The sequence below is a fragment of the Marinifilum sp. N1E240 genome (assembly GCF_009295825.1).
Classification (GTDB): Bacteria; Bacteroidota; Bacteroidia; order Bacteroidales; family Marinifilaceae; genus Marinifilum_A; species Marinifilum_A sediminis.
The window spans coordinates 457,660-480,121 of record NZ_WHKF01000003.1; the positions used below are offsets into that span (position 1 = coordinate 457,660).

17 protein-coding genes are annotated in these 22,462 nt (G+C 34.2%); 10 read left to right on the top strand and 7 right to left on the bottom strand.

Annotated features, from left to right (window positions below):
* Window positions 1–48 precede the first annotated feature (48 nt).
* On the top strand, window positions 49–1,134 hold the full coding sequence (locus tag GCQ56_RS10880; protein WP_152734486.1) for a 3-oxoacyl-ACP synthase III family protein: 1,086 nt from the start codon (window positions 49–51) through the stop codon (window positions 1,132–1,134).
* Window positions 1,135–1,539: 405 nt separating this feature from the next.
* Entirely contained in the window at window positions 1,540–2,850 is a 1,311-nt protein-coding gene (locus GCQ56_RS10885; protein ID WP_193323768.1) for a 4Fe-4S dicluster domain-containing protein, read from the top strand.
* A gap of 227 nt (window positions 2,851–3,077) precedes the next feature.
* On the opposite strand, the gene rlmB is transcribed toward GCQ56_RS10885, so the two are convergent.
* From rlmB to GCQ56_RS10905, 4 genes are all read right to left on the bottom strand, one after another.
* Window positions 3,078–3,818, bottom strand: coding sequence for a 23S rRNA (guanosine(2251)-2'-O)-methyltransferase RlmB (rlmB, locus tag GCQ56_RS10890; RefSeq protein WP_152734488.1), 741 nt, complete (start codon window positions 3,816–3,818; stop codon window positions 3,078–3,080).
* A gap of 7 nt (window positions 3,819–3,825) precedes the next feature.
* Entirely contained in the window at window positions 3,826–5,070 is a 1,245-nt protein-coding gene (locus GCQ56_RS10895) for a DUF418 domain-containing protein (protein ID WP_152734489.1), read from the bottom strand.
* A gap of 202 nt (window positions 5,071–5,272) precedes the next feature.
* The gene (locus GCQ56_RS10900) at window positions 5,273–7,213 is read right to left on the bottom strand and encodes an ABC-F family ATP-binding cassette domain-containing protein (RefSeq protein ID WP_152734490.1); all 1,941 of its coding nucleotides are present in this window, start codon (window positions 7,211–7,213) and stop codon (window positions 5,273–5,275) included.
* A 90-nt stretch (window positions 7,214–7,303) separates the two neighbouring features.
* On the bottom strand, window positions 7,304–8,056 hold the full coding sequence (locus tag GCQ56_RS10905) for an AAA family ATPase (protein WP_152734491.1): 753 nt from the start codon (window positions 8,054–8,056) through the stop codon (window positions 7,304–7,306).
* A 181-nt stretch (window positions 8,057–8,237) separates the two neighbouring features.
* Here GCQ56_RS10905 and GCQ56_RS10910 point away from each other — a divergent pair, with 181 nt between their 5' ends.
* On the top strand, window positions 8,238–8,684 hold the full coding sequence (locus GCQ56_RS10910; RefSeq protein ID WP_152734492.1) for an STAS/SEC14 domain-containing protein: 447 nt from the start codon (window positions 8,238–8,240) through the stop codon (window positions 8,682–8,684).
* Between the two features lie 58 nt (window positions 8,685–8,742).
* On the opposite strand, the gene GCQ56_RS10915 is transcribed toward GCQ56_RS10910, so the two are convergent.
* Window positions 8,743–9,858, bottom strand: a complete 1,116-nt coding sequence (locus GCQ56_RS10915) for a hypothetical protein (RefSeq protein ID WP_152734493.1) — start codon at window positions 9,856–9,858, stop codon at window positions 8,743–8,745.
* Between the two features lie 202 nt (window positions 9,859–10,060).
* On the opposite strand from GCQ56_RS10915, the gene rlmD reads away from it, so the two are divergent.
* From rlmD to GCQ56_RS10935, 4 genes are all read left to right on the top strand, one after another.
* Window positions 10,061–11,470 carry a 23S rRNA (uracil(1939)-C(5))-methyltransferase RlmD gene (gene rlmD / locus GCQ56_RS10920; protein ID WP_299993496.1) on the top strand — a complete coding sequence of 470 codons (1,410 nt, stop codon included), beginning with the start codon at window positions 10,061–10,063 and terminating at the stop codon, window positions 11,468–11,470.
* A gap of 204 nt (window positions 11,471–11,674) precedes the next feature.
* A complete protein-coding gene (locus tag GCQ56_RS10925) occupies window positions 11,675–13,636 on the top strand; it encodes an ATP-binding protein (protein ID WP_152734494.1) in 1,962 nt (653 codons plus the stop codon).
* A 96-nt stretch (window positions 13,637–13,732) separates the two neighbouring features.
* Window positions 13,733–14,191 carry a hypothetical protein gene (locus GCQ56_RS10930; RefSeq protein ID WP_152734495.1) on the top strand — a complete coding sequence of 153 codons (459 nt, stop codon included), beginning with the start codon at window positions 13,733–13,735 and terminating at the stop codon, window positions 14,189–14,191.
* 57 nt (window positions 14,192–14,248) lie between these two features.
* Window positions 14,249–14,713, top strand: coding sequence for a pyridoxamine 5'-phosphate oxidase family protein (locus GCQ56_RS10935; protein WP_152734496.1), 465 nt, complete (start codon window positions 14,249–14,251; stop codon window positions 14,711–14,713).
* A 153-nt stretch (window positions 14,714–14,866) separates the two neighbouring features.
* Here GCQ56_RS10935 and GCQ56_RS10940 read toward each other — a convergent pair whose 3' ends face one another.
* Window positions 14,867–16,306 carry an MATE family efflux transporter gene (locus GCQ56_RS10940; protein WP_152734497.1) on the bottom strand — a complete coding sequence of 480 codons (1,440 nt, stop codon included), beginning with the start codon at window positions 16,304–16,306 and terminating at the stop codon, window positions 14,867–14,869.
* Window positions 16,307–16,767: 461 nt separating this feature from the next.
* Here GCQ56_RS10940 and GCQ56_RS10945 point away from each other — a divergent pair, with 461 nt between their 5' ends.
* The 3 genes from GCQ56_RS10945 (at window position 16,768) to GCQ56_RS10955 (ending at window position 21,386) form a co-directional block, all read left to right on the top strand.
* The gene (locus tag GCQ56_RS10945) at window positions 16,768–19,353 is read left to right on the top strand and encodes a prolyl oligopeptidase family serine peptidase (RefSeq protein WP_152734498.1); all 2,586 of its coding nucleotides are present in this window, start codon (window positions 16,768–16,770) and stop codon (window positions 19,351–19,353) included.
* A gap of 441 nt (window positions 19,354–19,794) precedes the next feature.
* Window positions 19,795–20,565 carry a peroxide stress protein YaaA gene (gene yaaA / locus GCQ56_RS10950; RefSeq protein ID WP_152734499.1) on the top strand — a complete coding sequence of 257 codons (771 nt, stop codon included), beginning with the start codon at window positions 19,795–19,797 and terminating at the stop codon, window positions 20,563–20,565.
* 107 nt (window positions 20,566–20,672) lie between these two features.
* The gene (locus tag GCQ56_RS10955) at window positions 20,673–21,386 is read left to right on the top strand and encodes a hypothetical protein (protein ID WP_152734500.1); all 714 of its coding nucleotides are present in this window, start codon (window positions 20,673–20,675) and stop codon (window positions 21,384–21,386) included.
* 78 nt (window positions 21,387–21,464) lie between these two features.
* Here GCQ56_RS10955 and GCQ56_RS10960 read toward each other — a convergent pair whose 3' ends face one another.
* Window positions 21,465–22,460: a type IX secretion system membrane protein PorP/SprF gene (locus tag GCQ56_RS10960; protein WP_152734501.1), complete on the bottom strand. Its 996-nt coding sequence runs from the start codon at window positions 22,458–22,460 to the stop codon at window positions 21,465–21,467.
* Between the last annotated feature and the right edge of the window lie 2 nt (window positions 22,461–22,462).

Sequence of the window (22,462 nt, forward strand, 5' to 3'; positions counted from 1 at the left end):
TGAATACAATAAAATTGTCTTCAGTTTTGTGAAATAAAAACAATAACAATGAGTACCAAAAGATTTTCTAAGATTGTTGGATCAGGTAGTTACCTTCCTTCAGTTCAGGTTAAGAATGAACATTTTATCAATCATGACTTTTTTGAGCCTGGTGGGCAAAAAATAGAAACTCCGAATCAGGAAATAATCGAAAAATTCCAGGAAATAACTGGAATTGCAGAAAGAAAATATGCCAATAAAGATCAACAAGCATCTGATTTAGCATACCTGGCTGCAAAAGACGCACTTGATTCTTCTAACATAGATAAAGAAAGTATTGACTATATATTAGTAGCTCACAACTTTGGTGATGTTAGTCCAGATTCAACACTTAGCAACCAATTGCCTTGTTTGGCAGCAAAGGTTAAAAACCTTCTTCAAATTGAGAATCCCAGTTGTATTGCGTATGATCTACTTTTCGGATGTCCTGGTTGGGTTCAATGTATGATTCAGGCAAACTATATTATTAAATCAGGAGATGCCAATAGAGTATTAATTATTGGATCCGAAACTTTATCGCGTGTTTGTGATCCACACGATCGTGACAGTATGATTTATTCTGATGGAGCTGGGGCCACAATTCTAGAAGCGTGCGAAGCAGAAGAAAAATCAGGAATTCTTTCTCATGCGATGAGAACAGATACCTTAAACGAAGCATTTTTCCTTAGAGCTGACAAATCAGATAATGCTGATTTTGAAGGAAATGGTACAAGCCACTTTATTAAAATGTATGGTCGTAAGATTTATGAATATGCAATTACCAATGTTCCTGGTGTAGTTAAGGAAAGCATTGATAAAGCTGGATTGGACATAAAAGATATTAAAAAGATATTGATTCATCAGGCAAACGAGAAAATGGATGAAGCAATTGGAAAACGATTATTTAGGCTGTACAAAGAAAAAACTGTACCAAAAGATATTATGCCTATTATTCTTGAAAAAATGGGTAACAATTCAGTAGCTACTGTGCCTATTTTATATGATCAAATTGCAAAGAATCAATTAACAGATCATAGTTTAAATCCTGGTGATTACGTTGTTTTTGCATCTGTTGGTGCAGGAATGAATATCAATTCGTTTGTATACCAGGTTTAAACCTAGAAAACAGATTCATTTAGACTCAAAAATGTTAAAAATCACACCAAGCTGTGAAAGAATTCAGAAAAAATATTGCATTCAAAAAATATTTTTCTAAATTAGCAGGGCTGAATCTGATAGAGGCTAGAAGATAAGAGGGATAGAGGAGATTGAATATTTATCGGATTTCACATTTAAATTGCATTCTAACCCTAAAATTACTATAATAATTACCCGAATCAACTTGGTTTGATTCGGGTAATTTTTTGCCCATTCTTTCCGAGAAAGAATCCAAATTAGTTACAAGTAAAGGTTTAGCAGAAAAAATAATTTATCTTTCCGACCTAAGCTAACCCGACCATGAACAATTTATTATTACACTCACCTCTCGTTTGTTTATTCCTATCGATAATTTTCTTAATCATGATTACTTACGCATTTTTTGTGTTTGTAAGAGAAAAAGAAAAAAAGGCTGCGAGTAGAGCACTGCTAATTGCAATTCTATTGCCTCTTCCCTATTTCTTCTCATGGTATTACAATTGGGAAATTGTTACGATAGTTCTAGTCGCTGATTTAATACTTACAGGAATTTTATTTCTGATTCCTTTTCCAATCGATAAAACAATTACCGATGATTATCCTAAATCAAAAATAGATGAACGTGATATCATGTTCTCAAGAAATGAACTAAAAGAAGGAAGTGTAAATTTTGAGAATTACTACTCAAAAAATCCTGATAAAAGATTACTCGATGATGAATTTAGAAGAGAACCAGGCTTAACTGCAGAAAAATCTATTTTCTACAATCAAATGGCTTATGCGGCAGCCAATTCTAGTTTTTACGCTGTCGATCAATTTAAAGATGCCGTTGATGGCGAAGTCAATCCCAATCAGGAAAGTGTTTCCCCAAATGAAATGGCTAAATTCATTAAATCATGGAGCAAAAAGTTAGGTGCTTTAAATACTGGAATTACAGAATTAAGTGATTATCATTTTTATTCACATAAAGGAAGAGGTGAAGAATACGGTAAAGAAGTAAAAAGTAATCATACTCATGCCATAGCTTTTACTGTTGAAATGACACAAGAGATGGTTGATGCTGCTCCACAAGCTTCCATTGTCATGGAATCAGGACAACAATACCTCGAAGCCGGAAGAATAGCAGTACAAATAGCACAATTTTTACGCAGTTTGGGTTATTCTGCAAGAGCACATATCGATGGTAATTATCAAGTGGTCTGTCCTTTGGTAGCCAGAGATTCAGGCTTAGGAGAAATTGGTAGAATGGGCTTACTCATGACACCAAAACAAGGTCCAAGAGTTCGGTTAGGTGTTGTTACCACCGATTTTAAGCTACCATCTACAAAATGGGAAAAAGATTATTCCGTTCATGATTTTTGCAATCGCTGTAAAAAATGTGCTGATGTTTGTCCAAGTAAATCCATCTCGTTTGATGAACCAAAATTGATTAATGGTGTAAAGCGCTGGCAAATCAATTCCGAATCCTGTTTTACCTACTGGTGTAAAGCTGGCACCGATTGTGGACGTTGTATGGCAACCTGTCCCTACTCTCATCCCAATAATGCATTGCATAACTTTATTCGTTGGGGTATTAAGTATTCTCAACTATTTAGGATACTTGCCGTACATTTAGATGATTTCTTTTATGGTAGAAAACCGAAATCAAAAGAAATGCCGAAATGGATACCTGAAGAGAATAAAAGCGAAAAATAATAAACGTGCTTCCATTTTGGTAAAAACCTACTGTGGTTTTCCTTAAAACCTGCTGTGGTTTCGAATAAAACCTAGTTAGGTTTAGTGCAAAAGCTGCTGTGGTTTCTTTCAAAACCTAAGCAGGTTTTTCAAAACAGTAAATCTACCTTATTTTCAACACAAGTAAAGTCATAAAAAAAGGTGTAAAAGCAATGCTTTACACCTTTCAAATAATTTCAGTATTTATTTTATTTTCTCTGACGTACAGCTTCATAAACCATTAATGAAGCAGCCACAGATACATTTAACGATTCAATAGAACCTAAAATTGGCAATTTTACTTGCTCATCTGCCAATCGTAGTAATCCCTCATCAATACCCGTATCTTCCGATCCCATGATAATTGCTGTAGCCAAGGTCAAATCAGCTTCAGTATACAATTGTTCCGCTTTCTCGGTTGAAGCAACAATTCTAATTCCTTCTTTTTTCAAAGCTCTAACCATTGTTTTAAGGTTCTGAACTCTACAAACAGGAATTGAATACAAAGCACCTGCTGAAGTCTTAATAGAATCAGGAGTAATTTTTGCCGAATTTTTAAATGGGATAATTATGGCTTGTACACCTGCACATTCTGCAGAACGAGCAATAGCACCAAAATTACGAACATCAGTAATCTGATCGAGAATTAAGATTAAAGGATTTTTACCTTCAGCCAATATCTGTGGAATCACATCTTCAAGCTCCTGATAAGCAATAGGAGCAATTAAAGTCACCACACCTTGATTGTTATGCTGATCTAAAGATTTAATTTTCTCGGCAGGTACGAATTGATATTCAACTTCTTTCTCACGAATTAAATCGAATAATTCATTGTATAATCGTCCTGTTAATCCCTTACGAATTAGAACTTTCTCAATTTCTTTTTCGTTTTTAATCGCTTCCATTGTTGCTCTAATACCGAACAACATTTCTTGTTTCTGTTTAGCCATTGATCAATTACTTACTGATATTTACATTTAATGATAGTTGTGGTTTTTCTTTATAGGTAAGATATCTCCACAACCATTCCAAAGGTCCCATTCTGTAATACTTCAACCACATATATGATGAAGTCATTTGGAAAATCCAGATGCCAAGCATCCAATAGAGCAATTCAAACCTTGTGAACTCTCCGAACAATCCAAAACCGTAACTGTAGAAAATGAGGGAACAAATTACGGACTGGCAAAGGTAGTTTGTAAAAGCCAATCGACCAACTGCTTCGAGCCCTTTCATTAAAAATTGAAGAATATTTAATTGATAAACTAATATAATTAGACCAATATAACCCAGCGAAGTAAATATACTTGAGAAGTAATTGTACTGATATCCAAATTTGAAATAATGAATAACCTCCCATCTATTCTGTGTCATTTCTTGCACACCATAATTTGAAATGAACGCTCCAATTCCAATTCCTACAAGAGCCATAACTCCATAAAATATTTTCGATTTAGTAGCTGATAAAATACCTTTATTTAGCAAAACCATTCCTAATAACATCAATCCCGTAGTTCGCCATAAGGAAAGCATAAAGAAAGATCCAATTTGGTAATTCATATTTAATTGCGCTCTTTTTACAAAAATATCCAACCAGGAACCATTCTGATATAGGTCGGTTTCTGCTTTTAATGTCTCCGCTGATGGTAAAAACTCTGCCATCGATTCTTCGAGCATTTTTTCAGGCATACTTTCAAACAAACTACCCACACCGTAAAAAAACAGCATTGGAAGCATATAGAGAATCACAACTAATACTATCTTCCAGCTATCTTTCATCTTGCGAAACAAGACAGCAATTAAACCTATTAAGGAGTAAGCCACTAAAATATCTCCAAACCATATAAAATAGGCGTGAATCATTCCAAAAAGAAGAAGCCACAACATTCTACGAATGTGAATGCTTGCTCCATCAATTCCTTTTTCCGTCAAGCGATTTATGAATAACAACATACCTGCTCCAAATAGAATAGAGAAAATGCTCATGAATTTTAATTCTGCAAAAACATGAACCAACCAGTAGGCAAAATCATCCAATCCACTCATCTCACCCATAACCAAAGGGTTAGCAAATGAGGCATTGGGTAAGGCAAACATTTGTATGTTGATAAACAAGATGCCGAGCAAGGCAAATCCTCGTAGAATATCTAATGATCTAATTCTCTCTTTTGGGGTAGTTGGGCTAGCGTGTAGGTTTGACATTTTTTCCTTTCAAGATAAGAAGTTTCAAGCAAAGGGCGCAAAATGTTTTCAAGTAAAAAAATATCTAATCTCCTTAAAGTAAAAATGGAGAGCGCAATAAATCACACATCTCCATTCTATTCATACATTATAGTATTCTTCTATTGCTGTTAAAATGACAAGCATCTCGAAAATGCTAGACAGATTATCAATACATTAATACCTACTCTCCTCTCTCAATAATCAATTCCTCTAATTGCTCATTAAACTCTTCCCAAGCCAACATTTCGTTTTCTAAATCCTTTTTAGCTTCCTCGTATTTGGTAAAAAGAGACTGGTCTTGCATCTTTTCAGGATTTGCTAACAAGTCCTCCATTTCTGCAATTTGTTCTTCGAATTTGGCGATATTTTCCTCTGCAGATGTAACATTTCTCTCCATTTTTGAGATCTTCTTACTCATCTCTTTACGCTCTAAATAGTTGAGCTTATTTTCAGAAGGAGCCTCCACAATCTTATCCTGAACTATAGCTTTTTTCACTTCCAGTTCTTTCAAAGATTCCATCTTTTTGGCTCTTAAGAATTCATAAATTCCACCTAGATGCTCTTTGATTTTTTTGTTGGCAAACTCATATACTTTCGATGCCAATCCGTCCAAAAATTCACGATCGTGAGAAACAACAATTACGGTTCCATCGAATTGAGACAATGCCTCTTTCAATACATCTTTAGATTTCATGTCCAGGTGATTGGTAGGCTCATCGAGAACCAACAAATTCACAGGTTCAAGAAGTAAGCGAATCATTGCCAATCGAGATTTTTCTCCTCCCGACAATACCTTAACTTTTTTATCAACATCCTCGCCTCTAAACATGAAAGCACCTAAAATATCACGAATTTTAGTTCTTACATCACCAACAGCAACATCATCAATAGTATCAAATACAGTTTTGTTATCATCTAGAAGTTGAGCCTGATTCTGGGCAAAGTATCCAATTTTTACATTGTGACCAATCTTACAAACACCTGTGTGTTCCAGCTCTCCCATCAAAACTTTTACAAGCGTAGATTTTCCTTCTCCATTCTTTCCTACAAAGGCAAGTTTTTCGCCTCTTTCAATTACAAAATCAAGTTCACTTAGCACCAAATGATCGCCATAAGCTTTACTCAATTCTTTTGCTTCACAAACCAAATCTCCCGAACGAGGTGCAGGTGGAAATTTTAAATTCAGCTTTCCTAAATCCTCCTCATCAATCTCAATTCTATCAATCTTCTCCAATTGCTTAACGCGTGATTGAACCTGAACCGATTTGGTTGCTTTATATCTAAATCGTTCGATAAACTCTTCCGTATCCTTAATCTGCTTTTGCTGATTAATGTACGCTTTCATTTGTTGCTCACGACGCTCGGCATGCAAAACAACATATTCAGAATAAGGAACTTTATAATCGTATATTTTCCCAACAGATATTTCAACAGTTCTATTAGTAATCGTATCTAAAAATGCACGATCGTGAGAAACCAGAACTACAGCTCCCGGATATACTTTCAGAAAATCCTCTAACCACTGAATTGATTCGATATCCAAATGGTTGGTAGGCTCATCCAAAAGAAACACATCCGGACGACGCAAAAGAATTTTCGCCAGTTCAATTCGCATTCTCCAACCACCACTAAATTCATTGGTTTGTCGAGTAAAATCGGAACGTAAAAATCCTAAGCCCATAAGAGTTCGTTCCGCCTCAGCATCGATATTCTCACCGCCCATCATATGGTAGCGATCATTCTTATCCGTCAATCGATCAATAAGCTTCATATATTCTTCCGATTCGTAATCGGTACGCTCAGCAATCTCCGTATTAATTTTAGCAATCTCTCTTTCTAATGCAATTACCTCCTCAAATGCTGTTAGTGTTTCTTCCATTACAGTCTTACCATCAACATGGTTCATTTGCTGTGGAAGATAACCGATTTTCACCTCACTAGGTATCGAAACCGTACCTTTTGTAGATCCTTGAATTCCTGCAAAGATTTTCAGTAATGTTGATTTTCCTGCTCCATTCTTTCCCACCAAACCAATTCGGTCGCGAGTATTTACGATGAAACTAACATCTTTAAAAAGAGTAAAACCACCAAATTCAACTGTGAGATTATTTATAGAGATCATGCTGTGTCAATTTTCATTAGAGCGACAAAAATAGTGAACTATTACCAATTATGAACCATTGCCTAAAGCCAAATAGCGATTGAAAAACTACTAACTGTTTGTTACCTGCTCTTTGTTTATCTTATCTTGTTCACTGATTACGGCTTTTTTCAATAGTTCTGAGTTAATAATATTCTCTTTAACCTCAGTCATCACAATGTTTTCTGCTTCTGCAAAAGAGATATCGTATACTCTATTCACCTTCCCATATTCTTCAGGAAATCGAGCAATCAGCTTGTCATACAATCTATCCAAATCTACTTTATTAGGATTTTGGAATTCCATTTTCAATTCAAATCGACGAACCAATGCCTCATCAATCAAATCAATTTGGTTGGTTGCAGCAATAATAATAGAGTTCTTTGGCAAATGATCCATCATCTGAATCATTCCGTTCACAACCCTTTTCATTTCACTACTATCTGTATTGTCGTAATTTCTCTCTTTTCCTAAAGAATCAAATTCATCGAAAAACAGAACAGCTTCTTGCGTTTCCACCATTTTAAAAGCCGAAGCAATATTTCTGGATGTTTCACCTAATTTAGAAGATATGATATTTCCCAAATTAATAGTCTTTAGCTTTTTATTTAGTTTATGAGCAATAGCCTTAGCAGTCATGGTTTTACCACATCCTGATTTTCCAAAAAGTAACAGCTTATTAATAACAGGTAAACCATACTTCGATAAAATTTCCACATGTTCATATTCTCTAAGGAATTGATTTATCTGTGAAAAAAGTCGTTCGTCAAAAACTATGTCATCAAAATTGACTCTGCCCTGATTAGGGATAAATAAATGATTCATGCGTATTTATTGTGTTTGCTGTATTGTTATGTGGTACTAAAATATTCTGCAAACTTAGCATTTTATCCTAAAAACAGTATCATCTCGTTTTGCCAATTTGTAAAAAGAATTACATTTGCAGACCAATTTAAAAACACACTATCTCTGTAAAAAACAATAAATTAAAGAGAATTAATAAAGAATGAAATTTATAAAGTACTCCTACTTGAAGGATCACAAACTGTTAATAAAAGTTTGTAAAGGGGAAGTTGTGCGTCGTGAGTTAATTAGTGAGTTTCAACAAGCATTTGCAAATATAAACTCAGATCAACCTATTTGTATCTTATTAGATGCTAGAAAAGTAAAAATTAAAGCGTCAGTAGATGAAAGTAAACTATACACCAATTTCTTTCTAAACAAAAATATTTATAAAACAGTCGATCAGGTTGCTGTAGTTACTGATACTCCAGATCAGGTGGTGCAAACCATGATGTTCATTGAAGGAGTCAAACATCTTAACAAATCAATAAAGATATTCAGTTCTACTGATTCTGCGATTAATTGGCTAAACACAAAAGCGAGTAAAGAAACTATTAAAAAGACTCTCGACAGTTTAAATCAAATAAATCAACACAAAAAAGCTTCATAAAAAATGAGAACTCCAAAAAGGAATTCTCATTTAATTGGTCCATCTCACTAGAGGTGGATTATTTTTTCAAATATTCTTTATGAATGGCTTTTTCAAATTCAACCCAGTGCTCATCTGTCATTCTTCCTGGAGTAAACAAGCAAATACCTGTAGCACCATTTTCCATTGATTCACGAATAGCATCTCCCAACTCTTCAGGTAATAAACCATGATTTTCAGGATCAGCTTCTTTCGCTTTCGAATCTGGCTTAGGACAAATGAACAAACCACTGTAAACAGGTTTTTCTCCGTTCAAACTATGTGTTGATTCCTTACACATTTTACCAACCCATTCAGTTCCTTCCAGATAGAAATCATTATAGTTCATTGGTAAAAAAGCATCTAAATTCCACTTATCCCATTCCTGACGAACCATTTTAACTGCATGAGAATGAGGTCCAGGAAATACAGCAGCAGTAATATCTTTTCCTTGACGGTGCACATCCTCTACCAATCTGTTTACCATTTTAGTAATTAAATCCTGACGAAATTGCTTCCATTCTTGTGATTCACGAGCTTCTGCCTGATCTGTAATTTCGATTCCCGTTTTTACCTTGAAATCAGCCTTACACTTATCGCAATAGCAATAATCAAATTCAGGATATTCTTTATCCATCACCAAATCGTACTTTTCCCACAAACCTTTAGCTAAAATTACATCCGGGAAACGAATGTAATCCAAATGTACGCCGTCAACTTCAGGCAATTTAGCTATGCTCACATATAAATTTGATAAGTATTGATATACTTCATCTTTGTTTGGACACAAAAATGTATAATGATCGACAAATGCAGGTTTATCGTAGGCCGATTCACCATTACCATTTACAGCATACAATTCGGCAGGAATATTTTTATCTCTACCTTGTACCATTGTAGGTATCCAGGTATGAAATTCGAGACCTGCTGCTTTAGCAATTTTTCCTACTCTTTGATAAACAGCGGGATCATGTCCTCCATTGTACATTAATCCATCAATTCCCTTTTCTTTTAAATCCTTAAAATTCTCCGATAATTCAGTATCGGTAGCTTCTCCGGGTCCACCAATCCAGGCAAAACATGGAACTTTTGTTGACTGTTTGGTACTGCAAGACATCAACAAGAACAAACTGCAAACAGCAAGTAACTTATACATAGTACGTTTATAAAAAATTGAAATGTGGCTTTTGGAATACCCGATAAAGATATAAAATATAATGAATGTAGAATCATAAATTCATTCGTGCGCTACAATCGCAATTTCATTTTTTTTATCGAACTGTTTGACTTTTCAACTCTTGGACTTTTAGACTGATGGACTTTTTATATCTTTGTGCCCAAATTAAAAATTACGACAAGTGGGCAGAAAAAGAAACAGGAAACCGCTTCTGGAAAGCGTTAAAATTGAGAAGTTAGCCGCCGAAGGTAAGGCCATTGCTAAAATTGAGGATAAAGTATTGTTTGTTACAAACGCTATTCCTGGCGATGTTGTTGATGTACAGGTTACAAAAAAACGCAAAAATTATATGGAAGGACATCCGGTTTTCTTTCATGAGCATTCTCCACTTAAAAAAGATGCTTTTTGCGAACATTTTGGTGTTTGTGGAGGCTGTAAGTGGCAAAATCTACCTTACGAGGAACAACTTAAATTCAAGCAACAGGAAGTTGTTGATAACTTAGAAAGAATCGGAAAAGTTGAATTATCAAATGTTTGTGATATTTTCCCTTCCGAAAAAACTGAATTTTATCGTAATAAACTTGAATATACTTTTTCGAATAAGAGATATTTAACCAACGAAGAAATAGCTAGTGCTGAAGAAATAGAAAGAACACCTGCTGTAGGATTTCATGTTCCAAAATTATTCGATAAGGTTGTTGATATCAATAAATGTCATCTTCAACCAGAACCATCGAATGCTGTTCGTTTAGCAATTAAAGAATTTGCCTTTGCAAATGATTTAAGCTTTTTTGATATCAGAAATCAAAATGGATTTCTTAGAACTTTGGTAATCAGAACTTCATCTACTGGTGAGAATATGATAATCGTTGTTTTTTATCACGAAGATGTTGAAAAGCGCGAAGCTCTACTTAATCACCTTGCTGATAAATTCCCTGAGATTACTTCATTAATGTATATCATTAATGAGAAAGCAAATGATTCGATAACCGATCAGGATGTAATTCTATTCAAAGGTAAAGATCATATTTTTGAACAAATGGAAGATTTAAAGTTCAAGATTGGACCTAAATCTTTCTACCAAACCAACTCGGAACAAGCTTATAATTTGTATTGCAAAACTCGTGATTTTGCAGAATTAACAGGTAATGAGGTTGTTTACGACTTATATACAGGAACTGGTACTATCGCTAATTTTGTTGCAAAACAAGCCAAGAAAGTAATTGGTATTGAATATGTTCCTGAAGCTATTGAAGATGCTAAGGAGAATTCTAAAATCAATGGCATTGACAATACAGAATTCTTTGCTGGTGATATGAAAAATGTGCTAACTCGTGAATTTATCGAATTACACGGAGAACCAGATACAATAATTGTTGATCCTCCTCGTGCAGGAATGCATGCTGATGTTGTAGAAACCATTTTGCACGCAGCTCCAAAACGAATTGTTTACGTTAGTTGTAATTCTGCAACTCAGGCTCGCGATTTGGCTTTAATGGACGAAGCCTACAAAGTAACCAAAGTACAAGCTGTTGACATGTTTCCACATACACATCATGTGGAAAATATTGTGCAGTTAGAGAAGAGATAAAGTAAAATACTATAGAAAGAAGCTTCATACCAACAGGTCTGGAGCTTTTCTTTTTTACAATAGTTTATTATTATAGTTCAAAAACAAACTTGTTTTTCTCTAGCCTATTGGTTATCTTAGTTTTAACCAACACATAATAAAACCACGTACCCAAAACTCTAGATAATCTGTATCGACTTAAATTTACTAAAGCCCTATTTAATTATGAAGAGATTTAAATTCCAAACCAGATTAATTATTGGATTTTCGATTATCCTAATATTTAGTTTTATTATTGGGGCTATCTCTTTTATCGAATTAAGAAATATTAGAAGTCATACCGAAGCCATTTATCAACACCCATTAGCTGTAAGCAACTCTGTTCGTGATATAAACATCAGTATAAATGCCATTCATCGATCGATGAAAGATATTGTTTTGGCAAAAAATGACGAACAACTATACGAATCTATTTTAATTATAGATAAGTATGATCATCAGATTTATGAATCCTTTAAAATTGTCGAAAATCGTTTTTTAGGAGATCAGGAAATTGTTAACGATACTTATCAAGCATATAAAGATTGGGAAAAAATACGAAATGAGGTTATTCTATTAAAAAAAGGTGGACACGACGATCGTGCTGCAGATATTACAACAGGTCGTGGAGCATTTCATGTAAATCAACTCTTCGAAAAAACTAAACTACTTACCGATTTTGCTCAGAACAAAGCCGATGAGTTTTATCAAAATACTCTTTCGGCAGAGCACAAAGGCATCATCATGCTGACCATTAGTATTTCTCTATTACTGCTACTGAGTGCAATTACAGCCTTTTTTATCTCTCGAAGCATATCTAAACCTATTCATAAATTTATTAAAGAAATTGCGTCCATTCTAAGAAAGAATAATGATATCGATGAAAATATTTTAGGTAAAAGCGAACAAGAAATACTTGCTGCGAGTTCAAAAAAATTACAATTAGCGTATCAAAATCTCGATGAATTTAATAAAGAACTAGATCGTAAAATTGAATTGAGAACTGCTGAATTAAAGGAAGCAAAGGAAAAAGCCGAGGAAAGTGAACAACTAAAAACTGCCTTTCTCGCAAACATGTCACACGAAATTAGAACTCCCTTAAATTCGGTTTTAGGGTTTTCTGAATTCCTAAGATCTGATAGTTTACCCAAGAAAAAAAAGGAAATATATCTGGACATGATTAATGCAGGAGGACAACGGTTATTGACTATTATATCTGACATAGTTGACATTTCAAAGATTGAAGCAGGTCAATTCTCCTTAAACTATGAAATTTGTAATTTAAATAAGCTAATCGAAGATTTAAAAAATCAGTTTTCTATAGCGAACTCAAATAAAGAAATTGAAATTATTTCAGATAATGCCCTGGAAAACACCTCAAGTTACATTTCTACAGATACAACAAGATTAACTCAAGTCATTTCCAACCTAATCGAAAATGCATTAAAATTCACCGATTTTGGAAAAATTACAATTGGTTACAAAATCAAAAATAACCAGATTGAGTTTTTTGTTAGCGATACAGGTATAGGTATTCCTAAAAAATATCATCAGATTATTTTTGAGCGTTTCAGACAAACCGATCTTCAAAATTCAAATCTTCCAACGGGTACTGGATTAGGTCTTGCCATTGCAAAGGGAATCATAGATCTTTTTGGTGGAAATATTAGGGTCGAATCCGAAGAAGAAAAAGGTTCAAAATTTTATTTCACTATACCCTATCTTCCGGCATTATCAAATGAGAAATTTAGCCCTAAGAATGATAATGAACTCATTCTAATAGCCAGTGGTAAAACCATTCTTATTGTAGAAGATGAGTTGTCGAATTACATCTATTTAAGAGATTTACTCAACATGCATCACTTTAAAGTATTGCATTCTAAAAATGGAAAAGATGCTGTAGAGTTGATTCAAAGAGGAGTTCTAATTGATTTAATTTTAATGGACATAAGAATGCCAGTTATGAATGGATTTCAGGCAACCAAAGAAATTCGTAAAACCAATAAAACGGTTCCAGTTATAGCGCAAACAGCTTATGCCATGAGCGAGGATAAAAGGAAAGCTATTGAAGCAGGATGTAATGATTATATTGCCAAACCAATAACAACACGAGTATTCACTCAAATTGTTCAAAAACATCTGAATTAAAACCAATAGTAAATAAACAGTTGTATTTTTATGATTCTTTTAAGCAACCTTTACAATAAGTTTGCATCTACTCCTTGAACCTAAAAGTTAAATCCCATGAAAACAACAAACCTTATCCTTTGTCTATTAGTATTTTTATATGCTTGTGATAAGAATGACTGTGATGGTATTTTATGCAATACGCCTCCTAATCCAACAATTCTGAAACTTATTGATACGGAAACAAATGAAAACTTATTTACCAATGGAACTTTTCAACCTGAAGATATCAATATTAAAAATGAAAACAATCAATCGGTTAATTTTACATTTATAACAGAAAATGCTGTCAATCTCATTGATTTATCTGAAATTGGTTGGAATACTGGATTACATACTTATCGCATTCTAGTTGGTGACGATCTTGAAATTGACTTAAAATTACACAACGAAGAACAATATGAAGATTGTTGCAGCTTTTACTTGACTTTAGAGTTTGATATAAGCAGTCATGAATATGGGATTTCAAATACCTCTGGATTTTATACCGTCAAAATAGATACTAGTATTTTATAATCAGCTTGAACTCTTCAATTAGGAATATTATTTTCGCATAAACCCAATTCTACTATCATGCGAAGAAAAGAAAGAGAAATAACGGATCAAAAACTTCTTGAAGAAATTCTAATTAAATCAACCGTTTGCCGAATTGCCATTAATGACAATGAATACCCTTATATTGTTGCGTTAAACTACGGCTATTCGAACAATGCATTATATATACATTGTGCCAAAGCAGGTAAAAAAATTGACTTGCTCAAAGCCAATAACAAGGTAAGTTTTCAAATTGAATATGGTAGTGAAATTATCAAACATGAAGAATCCTGCAAATGGACTACCAAATATCGTTCGGTTGTTGGTGTAGGCGAAATTGAAATTCTCACCGAATTCTCTGACAAAATTCACGGGTTAAATATATTAATGGAACATTCAGGGAAATTAAACAATGAATACAATTCTAAAGCTGTTGATCATATTTTAATCCTGAAACTAAATATCAAACAACTAACTGGCAAACAAGCTGGCGATTGGGAATAATGAAATCTCAAGGATCAAATTCCAAACTTCAATGTCCATACTTTTTAAGATTTTCATAAAAAGCTCCATCAGAAGCCAAAACTTACTGATGAAGCCTATATTATAATTCCTAATTTGAGATTTTGGAATTTGTTTTTTGGATTTTGTAATTTATTACACCTTCTTCAACTTCCATTTACCCTGTTTAAACCATGCAAAGGCTATTAAGGTTAAGCACATTTCTGCTATAATTATGGAATAGAATACTCCTTTTTGATCCCATCCAAACTGAATAGCTAAAAGATAAGCTACAGGTATTTCAATAAGCCAAAAACTAATAAAATTCAGTAAGGTAGGAGTTTTAGTATCTCCGGCTCCATTTATCGAGTTGAGCAATACCATGCCCAATCCGTAAAAAATAAAACCAAGGCTGATAATTTTTAAAGCTTGAATTCCATTGCTAACAATTGCTTGTTCTTTGGTAAACAATTCGATAAAGAATCCTGGAAACAGGAAAAATACGACTCCAATTAGTCCTAAAAAAATCACATTTATTTTTCCAGCTTTCCAAACTGATTGTTCCGCACGATCTGGTTGTTCTGCCCCTAAATTCTGACCGACTAAAGTTGCAGCTGCATTACTCAATCCCCATGAAGGTAGAAGGATAAAAATCAGAATTCGAATTGCAATGGTGTAACCTGCAATAGCGGCACTCCCAAATTCAGCCATTATCCTCATCAATCCTATCCAACTTGAAGTAGCAATAATATTTTGCCCTATTCCTCCAATTGACAAATTAATTAATTGCTTAATCGTATCAAGCTTAATGCGAATATGTTCTCTTCTTAAATGAATCTTTCCGCTACCTTTTGCCAACATCACAAACTGATATACAACAGCAAGACCTCGTCCAATTGATGTAGCAATGGCGGCACCTTCCACTCCCATAGCTGGAATTGGTCCCAAACCAAAAATCAACATTGGATCTAAAATTATATTTAAACAGTTGGCTACAATCAAAACCCTCATCGAAAGAGCAGCATCTCCTGCCGATCGGAATATTGCATTGTTGATGAACAGCAACATGATAATGATATTACTACCCAAAATAATAGTAGTATACCCCGACATCCCGTTAATGATATTTTCATTAGCTCCCATTAAAGCCAATAAATCACGAGAATAAAATATTCCAATTATTGCAATGAATATGGATGCGAAAGCTCCTGTTGCAATTGCCTGAAAAGATATTTTTGCAGCTTCCTCAGGTTTCTTTTCACCAATTCTTCTAGCAACTAAAGCAGTTGTTGCCATCGATAATCCAAAACCAATTGCGTACACTATTGTTGTAATCGATTCAGTGATACCAACTGTTGCAACAGCATCATCGCCTAATTTGGAAACGAAAAATATATCGGCAACTGCAAACACCGATTCAAAAATCATTTCCAGCACCATTGGAATAGCCAGCATAAACAATGCTTTTCCTATTTTTCCATTGGTGTAATCCTTCTCTTCTCCCGATAAAGCTTCTTGTATTAATCTCCAAAGCCATACTAAGCGGTTAAAACCTTTATTATTTTCTCTTTCTTCTATATTGATATTATGGCGCATTACGTTTTCGCTTAAAATGTTGTACTAACTCGTTTAATCTCTCTCTTTTTCTTAAATTATTTTCTGTTGCTACCGGCACATATACCGATGTTTGCACATAACAATCAAATGATCTGTTCATAATTTTCCCTCCAAAAATTTAGGTGTATAGAAATAGTGTATCGGGTGGCTTACGCCTCCGTTACAAATAAAAAATAAGTAAATGTGAATACGGAAAGCTTAAGCTGGATTAGCTTTTATAAGTATAAGGTGAACATGTGACAATTGTATTCATAGCTTTCCTCCGTTTTTGAGTACAACAAATATAAGCTAATTTATTCAAATGTCAACAATTAGGTAATTTCTTCGTGAAAATTAATATGATTATCGAAAAGGTATCTACTTGCTAACAAATATCCTTTTTTATGCTTGGAAAAATCCGTAGTATTGAATTCTATCAACAAACCTGAAAATTTTAACAGATGAATAAGCTTATAGTATCTGCACTAACATTATTAATTAGTGTAAACCTTTGCTTTGCTTCTTCAAAGGAAGAGAATCAGCAAAAGACAATCAAAAACTGGCTTCAGACCGAAGCTATAGAAATACACTTACCTGCGTTTAATACGATCGAAGATTTTAATGGCAGTACTTTCGAATTGAAAAACCTTCTTCAGGAAAATCAATTGGATCTGTGCAAAATTACCCCGAAAGCAAATGATCAGTTCAGCTGGAATGGCAAGATTTTAACATGGAAAGAAAAACGTGCAAATTCTAAAGGCTTTGTCTCTCTTCCAAACAAAGCCAATCAGTTGTATTATTTTGTTTCCTACTTCAACACCAATCAATGGAGCAAATTTGATTTAAAACTGAATAGCTTTCCAATGGTTGAAATATATGTTGATGGTGTAAAAAAGCTATCGCATTACAAACATGAAGATGAAGAAGCAAAAGAATTAAGCGAAAGCTTACAGCTAGAACAAGGACATCATAAAATTGTAGTTAAAATCCTATCAGGAGCGAAAAATAATAAATTCAAACTAAATCTAATAGCCAAAAAAGACTGGAATTCAGAATTGTTTGATCTATCCTTATCTCCAAAACAATTCATAGATATCAATAAAGTGTTAGATGGTACTAAAGTAAAAAGCACTGCTCTTTCCTTTGATGGAAAATATGCTTTAATTTCCTACTCTCGCACCTTGCCTCCTTCTGATAAAACTGAAAACTGGAAAGAAATTCAAGAAATAGCAACAGGAAATATCATTCGCAGCTTTAGAGGTAGTCAATTGTCAAGTATTAAATGGTTGCCAATCGGTTCTAAAATCTCTTACACAAAATCATACAATGGTAAAACATCCATTTTTGCATTTGATTTTCAGAAACAGGAAGAGCAGCAAATAAGCGCTAACATCTCAGATTTTTCTGGATACAACTGGGCTCCAAATGGACAATTCATCATTTACAGCACCAATAAAGATCATTCGAAAGAATGGAAACTAAGAAAATTCCAGGGCATGGAAGATCGTTTGCCTTGGTATCGAAACAGAAGTTTTTTGTATAAACTTGATGTGGAAAGCGGTGTAAAGCAACGATTAACCTATGGTACGCTAAGTACCAATTTAGCGGATATCAGTTCTGATGGGAAGCACATTTTATTTACAACTTCTCGTCCTGATTACAGTGATTACCCTTATTTCAAACAGAATCTTTATCAGATGAATGTGCAAACATTTGCTGTTGATACCCTTTGGAAAGATAAATTGGTTGCTGGATACGCTCAATATTCTCCTGATGGAAAGCAATTATTAGTTCAAGGTGGTCCTTCTTGTTTCGGGAAAATTGGTGAAAATATTGGCAATCATCCTATAGCGAACAACTACGACGGACAGTTGTACATTTATGATTTAGCAAGTAAAAATGTTGAGCCCTTGACTTATAACTTCGATCCGGCAATATCGAATGCTGTTTGGAACAAAAAAGACCAAAAAATATACATTAAAGCTCAGGATAAAGATTACGAATGCCTGTTCGCATACAATCTTGCTTCAAAAGAATTCAGTAAACTGAATACAAAATCTGATGTGGTTCGTAATTTCGATTTATCGGATAATGGTGAAACAATTAGCTATGTAGCTTGCAGTATTTCATCTCCAAACAAAGCTTTTGTTTATGAGTTGAATTCGAAAAAAGTAAACATTATTTCCAATCCTGAAAAAGAACATTTGGTAAATGTACAGTTTGGCAAAACTGAAGATTGGAACTTCACAAAAGAGGATGGCACAACAATTATTGGTAGAGCCTATTATCCACCTAATTTCGATGCAAACAAAAAATACCCGATGATTGTGAACTACTATGGCGGAACTTCACCTGTTGAGAGAAGTTTTGGCGGAAGATACCCATTAAATATGTATGCTGCCATGGGCTATGTGGTGTACCTATTGCAACCAAGTGGAGCAACAGGGTTCGGTCAGGAATTCTCTGCTCGTCATCAAAACAACTGGGGAATCACTACTGCCGATGAAATTATCGAAGGAACCAAGAAATTTATGAAAGCTCATCCATTTGTAGATGCAGATAAAGTAGGATGTATTGGTGCTTCGTATGGCGGATTTACGACTCAATTGCTTCAAACCAGAACAGATATTTTTGCTGCTGCTATTTCTCATGCAGGTATTAGTGATATTACCAGTTATTGGGGAGAAGGTTACTGGGGATATTCATACAGTATGAATGCCACTGGGAAATCATTCCCTTGGAACAGAAAAGATATTTATGTGGATCAAAGTCCGCTGTTTAATGCCGATAAAATTACAACACCAATGCTTTTGTTACACGGAAGTGTAGATACCAATGTTCCTCTTGGCGAGAGTATTCAAATGTACCAGGCCTTAAAACTATTGGGTAAAGATGTTGATTTTGTTCAGGTAAACGGACAGAACCACTTGATTCAAAACTACACCAAACGAATTCTTTGGAACAACACCATATTTGCCTATTTCGCAAAATACTTAAAAGATCAACCACAATGGTGGAACAATCTGTATCCTGATAAAAATTTATAATTACTGATTTTAAAAGAGGTTGTCCAATAGTCAGCCTCTTTTTTTTGAAATTACTATTAGTGGTTTTTCTGTTTTGGGGAAGCCATTTTTTTTCAGAATTGCCTTCCCCAAACTGGGGAGACCCTCTTTTTTAAAAATAAAGCTTCCCCAAGTTGGGAAACAGTCCTTTTATTTCAATTCACCTTTCCCCAAGCTGGGAATGCCTCTCTAAATTCAATTTTGCATTTTCCCAAGCTGGGGAAGCCCTCTTTTTTCATGAAACACGCTTTCCCAAGTTGGGGAAGGTATTTCTATTTTCATTTCAGCTTTCCCCAAGCTGGGGAAGCCATTTTTTCAGTCTCTTGTTATAGATAAAAACTAAGCTATCATCAATAATGATAAACTCTATTGATGGTTTTCTGAATAATAAGTAATTTTAAATTCCAATCAAAAACACAAAATATGCTAATAGTTATATCTCCTGCTAAAACATTGGATTTTGATACTCCAACAACAAGTAATATACACTCCGATGCAGAGTTCACAAAAGATTCCGCTCAATTAATTAAAGTACTTCGTAAACTTAAAGTGGATGACATTGCCGACTTAATGGGAATTAGTCCCAAACTTGCTCAGCTCAATTTTGAACGCTTTCACGAGTGGCATCTACCATTTAACGAGGACAATGCTAAACAAGCCTTGCTTGCCTTTAAAGGGGATGTTTATACCGGAATTGATGCAGCTACTTTTAGTGATAAAGATTTGGAACGTTCACAAACCAATCTTCGAATTTTATCTGGTTTATATGGTGTATTAAAACCTATGGATTTAATTCAGGCCTACCGATTGGAAATGGGTAAGAAATTAGAGAACAGACGAGGAGATAATTTGTATCAGTTCTGGGGTGAGAAAATCACAAAGTCAATTAATCAAACTTTAAAAGAGAATGATCACAAACATTTGATCAATTTAGCCTCAAATGAATATTTCAAATCCATAAAAAATAAGAAAGTAAAAGCCGAGATTATTACTCCTGGATTTAAAGATTTAAAAAATGGAGAGTATAAAATGATCAGCTTCTTTGCAAAAAAAGCAAGAGGATTAATGACTCGATTCATTATTCAGAATGAAATTACTGATCCGGAAGATTTAAAAGCATTTGATTTAGACGGATACATCTACAATCCAAATTTATCGAAAATAAACGCACCTATCTTTACCCGAGATCATTAAAGAAAATTTACATTATTAAAAAGAGTTTTAAGTCTTGTTTTTACATGCAAAATTTACTATGTTTAAGTATAAGACAATCGGAGTATTAACCCCTCAATCCTTCTACTATGGCTGCTGAAAACTATGTTGTAAAATTTGGAAGTCTTCTAAAAGAAGAAACACTTGAAGTAATCGATAATAAAATATTACCTAATACCATTGTACTGGAAGCTACAAATCCGTTTCCTGGCTACTATGAGTATTATGACGGTTTTCAGAAAGATGTTAAACCTCATTACATTTATTTGGTAATGGATAAGAAATACGATTTGGAAGTATTCACTCGTGCTACACAGAAAATCATGTCGTATTTTGAAGCTAACTTTCATGCTGCTGTAGGTAGTATAACTATCTTCAATGATGTTTATCATGTTATTCGTATCAGAAGATTAAGTACCTATGATCAGGTGAAGGAACTGCAGGCATCTTATAAAAAAGAAGGCATTCAGCTTAAGTCGAGTGGATCTATTCCACACAATTCAAAAGCGATGATTCAATTGGATAAGTTTTTTGCTTTGGATGTAATTGAAGATGGATTTTACAAAGATCATATTGAGCCCAATCATGGTTATTTTACCATACCTCAAAAACTATCGTGGGAGCAATTTGAGCTACTAACAAAACAAGTTAAATACAATATGGAGATGATGCATTTTGACGTCTCGTTGGGCTTTATTTACGACCATTTTAAGGCTGTAGATATGATTCGTGTATATGCTGAAGATTTAAGCCTGGATTTGATGAAAAAGATCAAAGCAAAGTATCTGGAAAGAATTAAATAACTATTGCCATAACTCATAAAAAGGAGACAATCTGTGAAGATTGTCTCCTTTTTTTATTTTCATAATTTCTTAAATATTTTAGAAAACCGGTGAACGTACGGCTTTAATTCTTTTTCTTCTTTTATTCATATCAGCCACCAAAGGAAAGGAAAATGAAATTTCGTGTGCTCCAGTATTGGTATGAATTAGCTTAGAAATGGCATAATCGTAACTGTAAGCCACTTTAAATCGTTCGGTAACGAAACCTACCATGGCAATAAACGAGTCGTAATTTGGCTCGAAATTCTGATTGAACCATAAACCAAACACCATAGAACTTTTACTTGCATACAATCCATAATTCATTTGAGAAAAATCGCCTTGCTTTTGATAAAGTAAGGCTGGAGCTAAAATCCAATTATCGGCATACCTTCTGCTTCTTCCTCCTAAAACAAACTCGGCTCCTGCATGAACTGTTATTTTTGTTTGTAATTTATCTTCTTGTTCATCATCAAAACTTAAATCTGGTTTTGCTAAATGATGAGCTGCAATACCGAAATAATAATCCTTGTAGTAAGCAATCGAGCCCAACGAAAAATCCCAGCCTCCTTTTTTTCTATTTGCTGGATCACCAGATGTATTGTGAGGAAAAATGCTACCATAAATTGGAGATACCTGATCGGGGAAAACCAAATTCGCCCAATCGACTTTCTTTTGCATATAGGCAGCCTGTATGGCCGGACGAACTATCAGATCGTCGTTAATTCTTAAATAAAAAGAATACATACCCGCAAAAGTCGTTGTTTTAAGAGCTCCATCTCCTTGATCATCCTGAATAACAGTTATTCCTATACCACCATTTAAGGCTTCGTAAAAATTATCAAATGAAACGCTATAAGTAACATATGGCAAATCAAGATTTGGCCATTGGTTCCTATAGTTTAAACTTACATTTGAATAATTAGTCGATCCTGCAAGAGCAGGATTTAAATACAATTTATTTGCATAAAATTGTGAGAATCGGATATCCTGTGCAAAAAGACAGGTTACCGAAGTAAAAAACAACATGCAAAAAGCAAGTAGAGCCCTCTTCATCA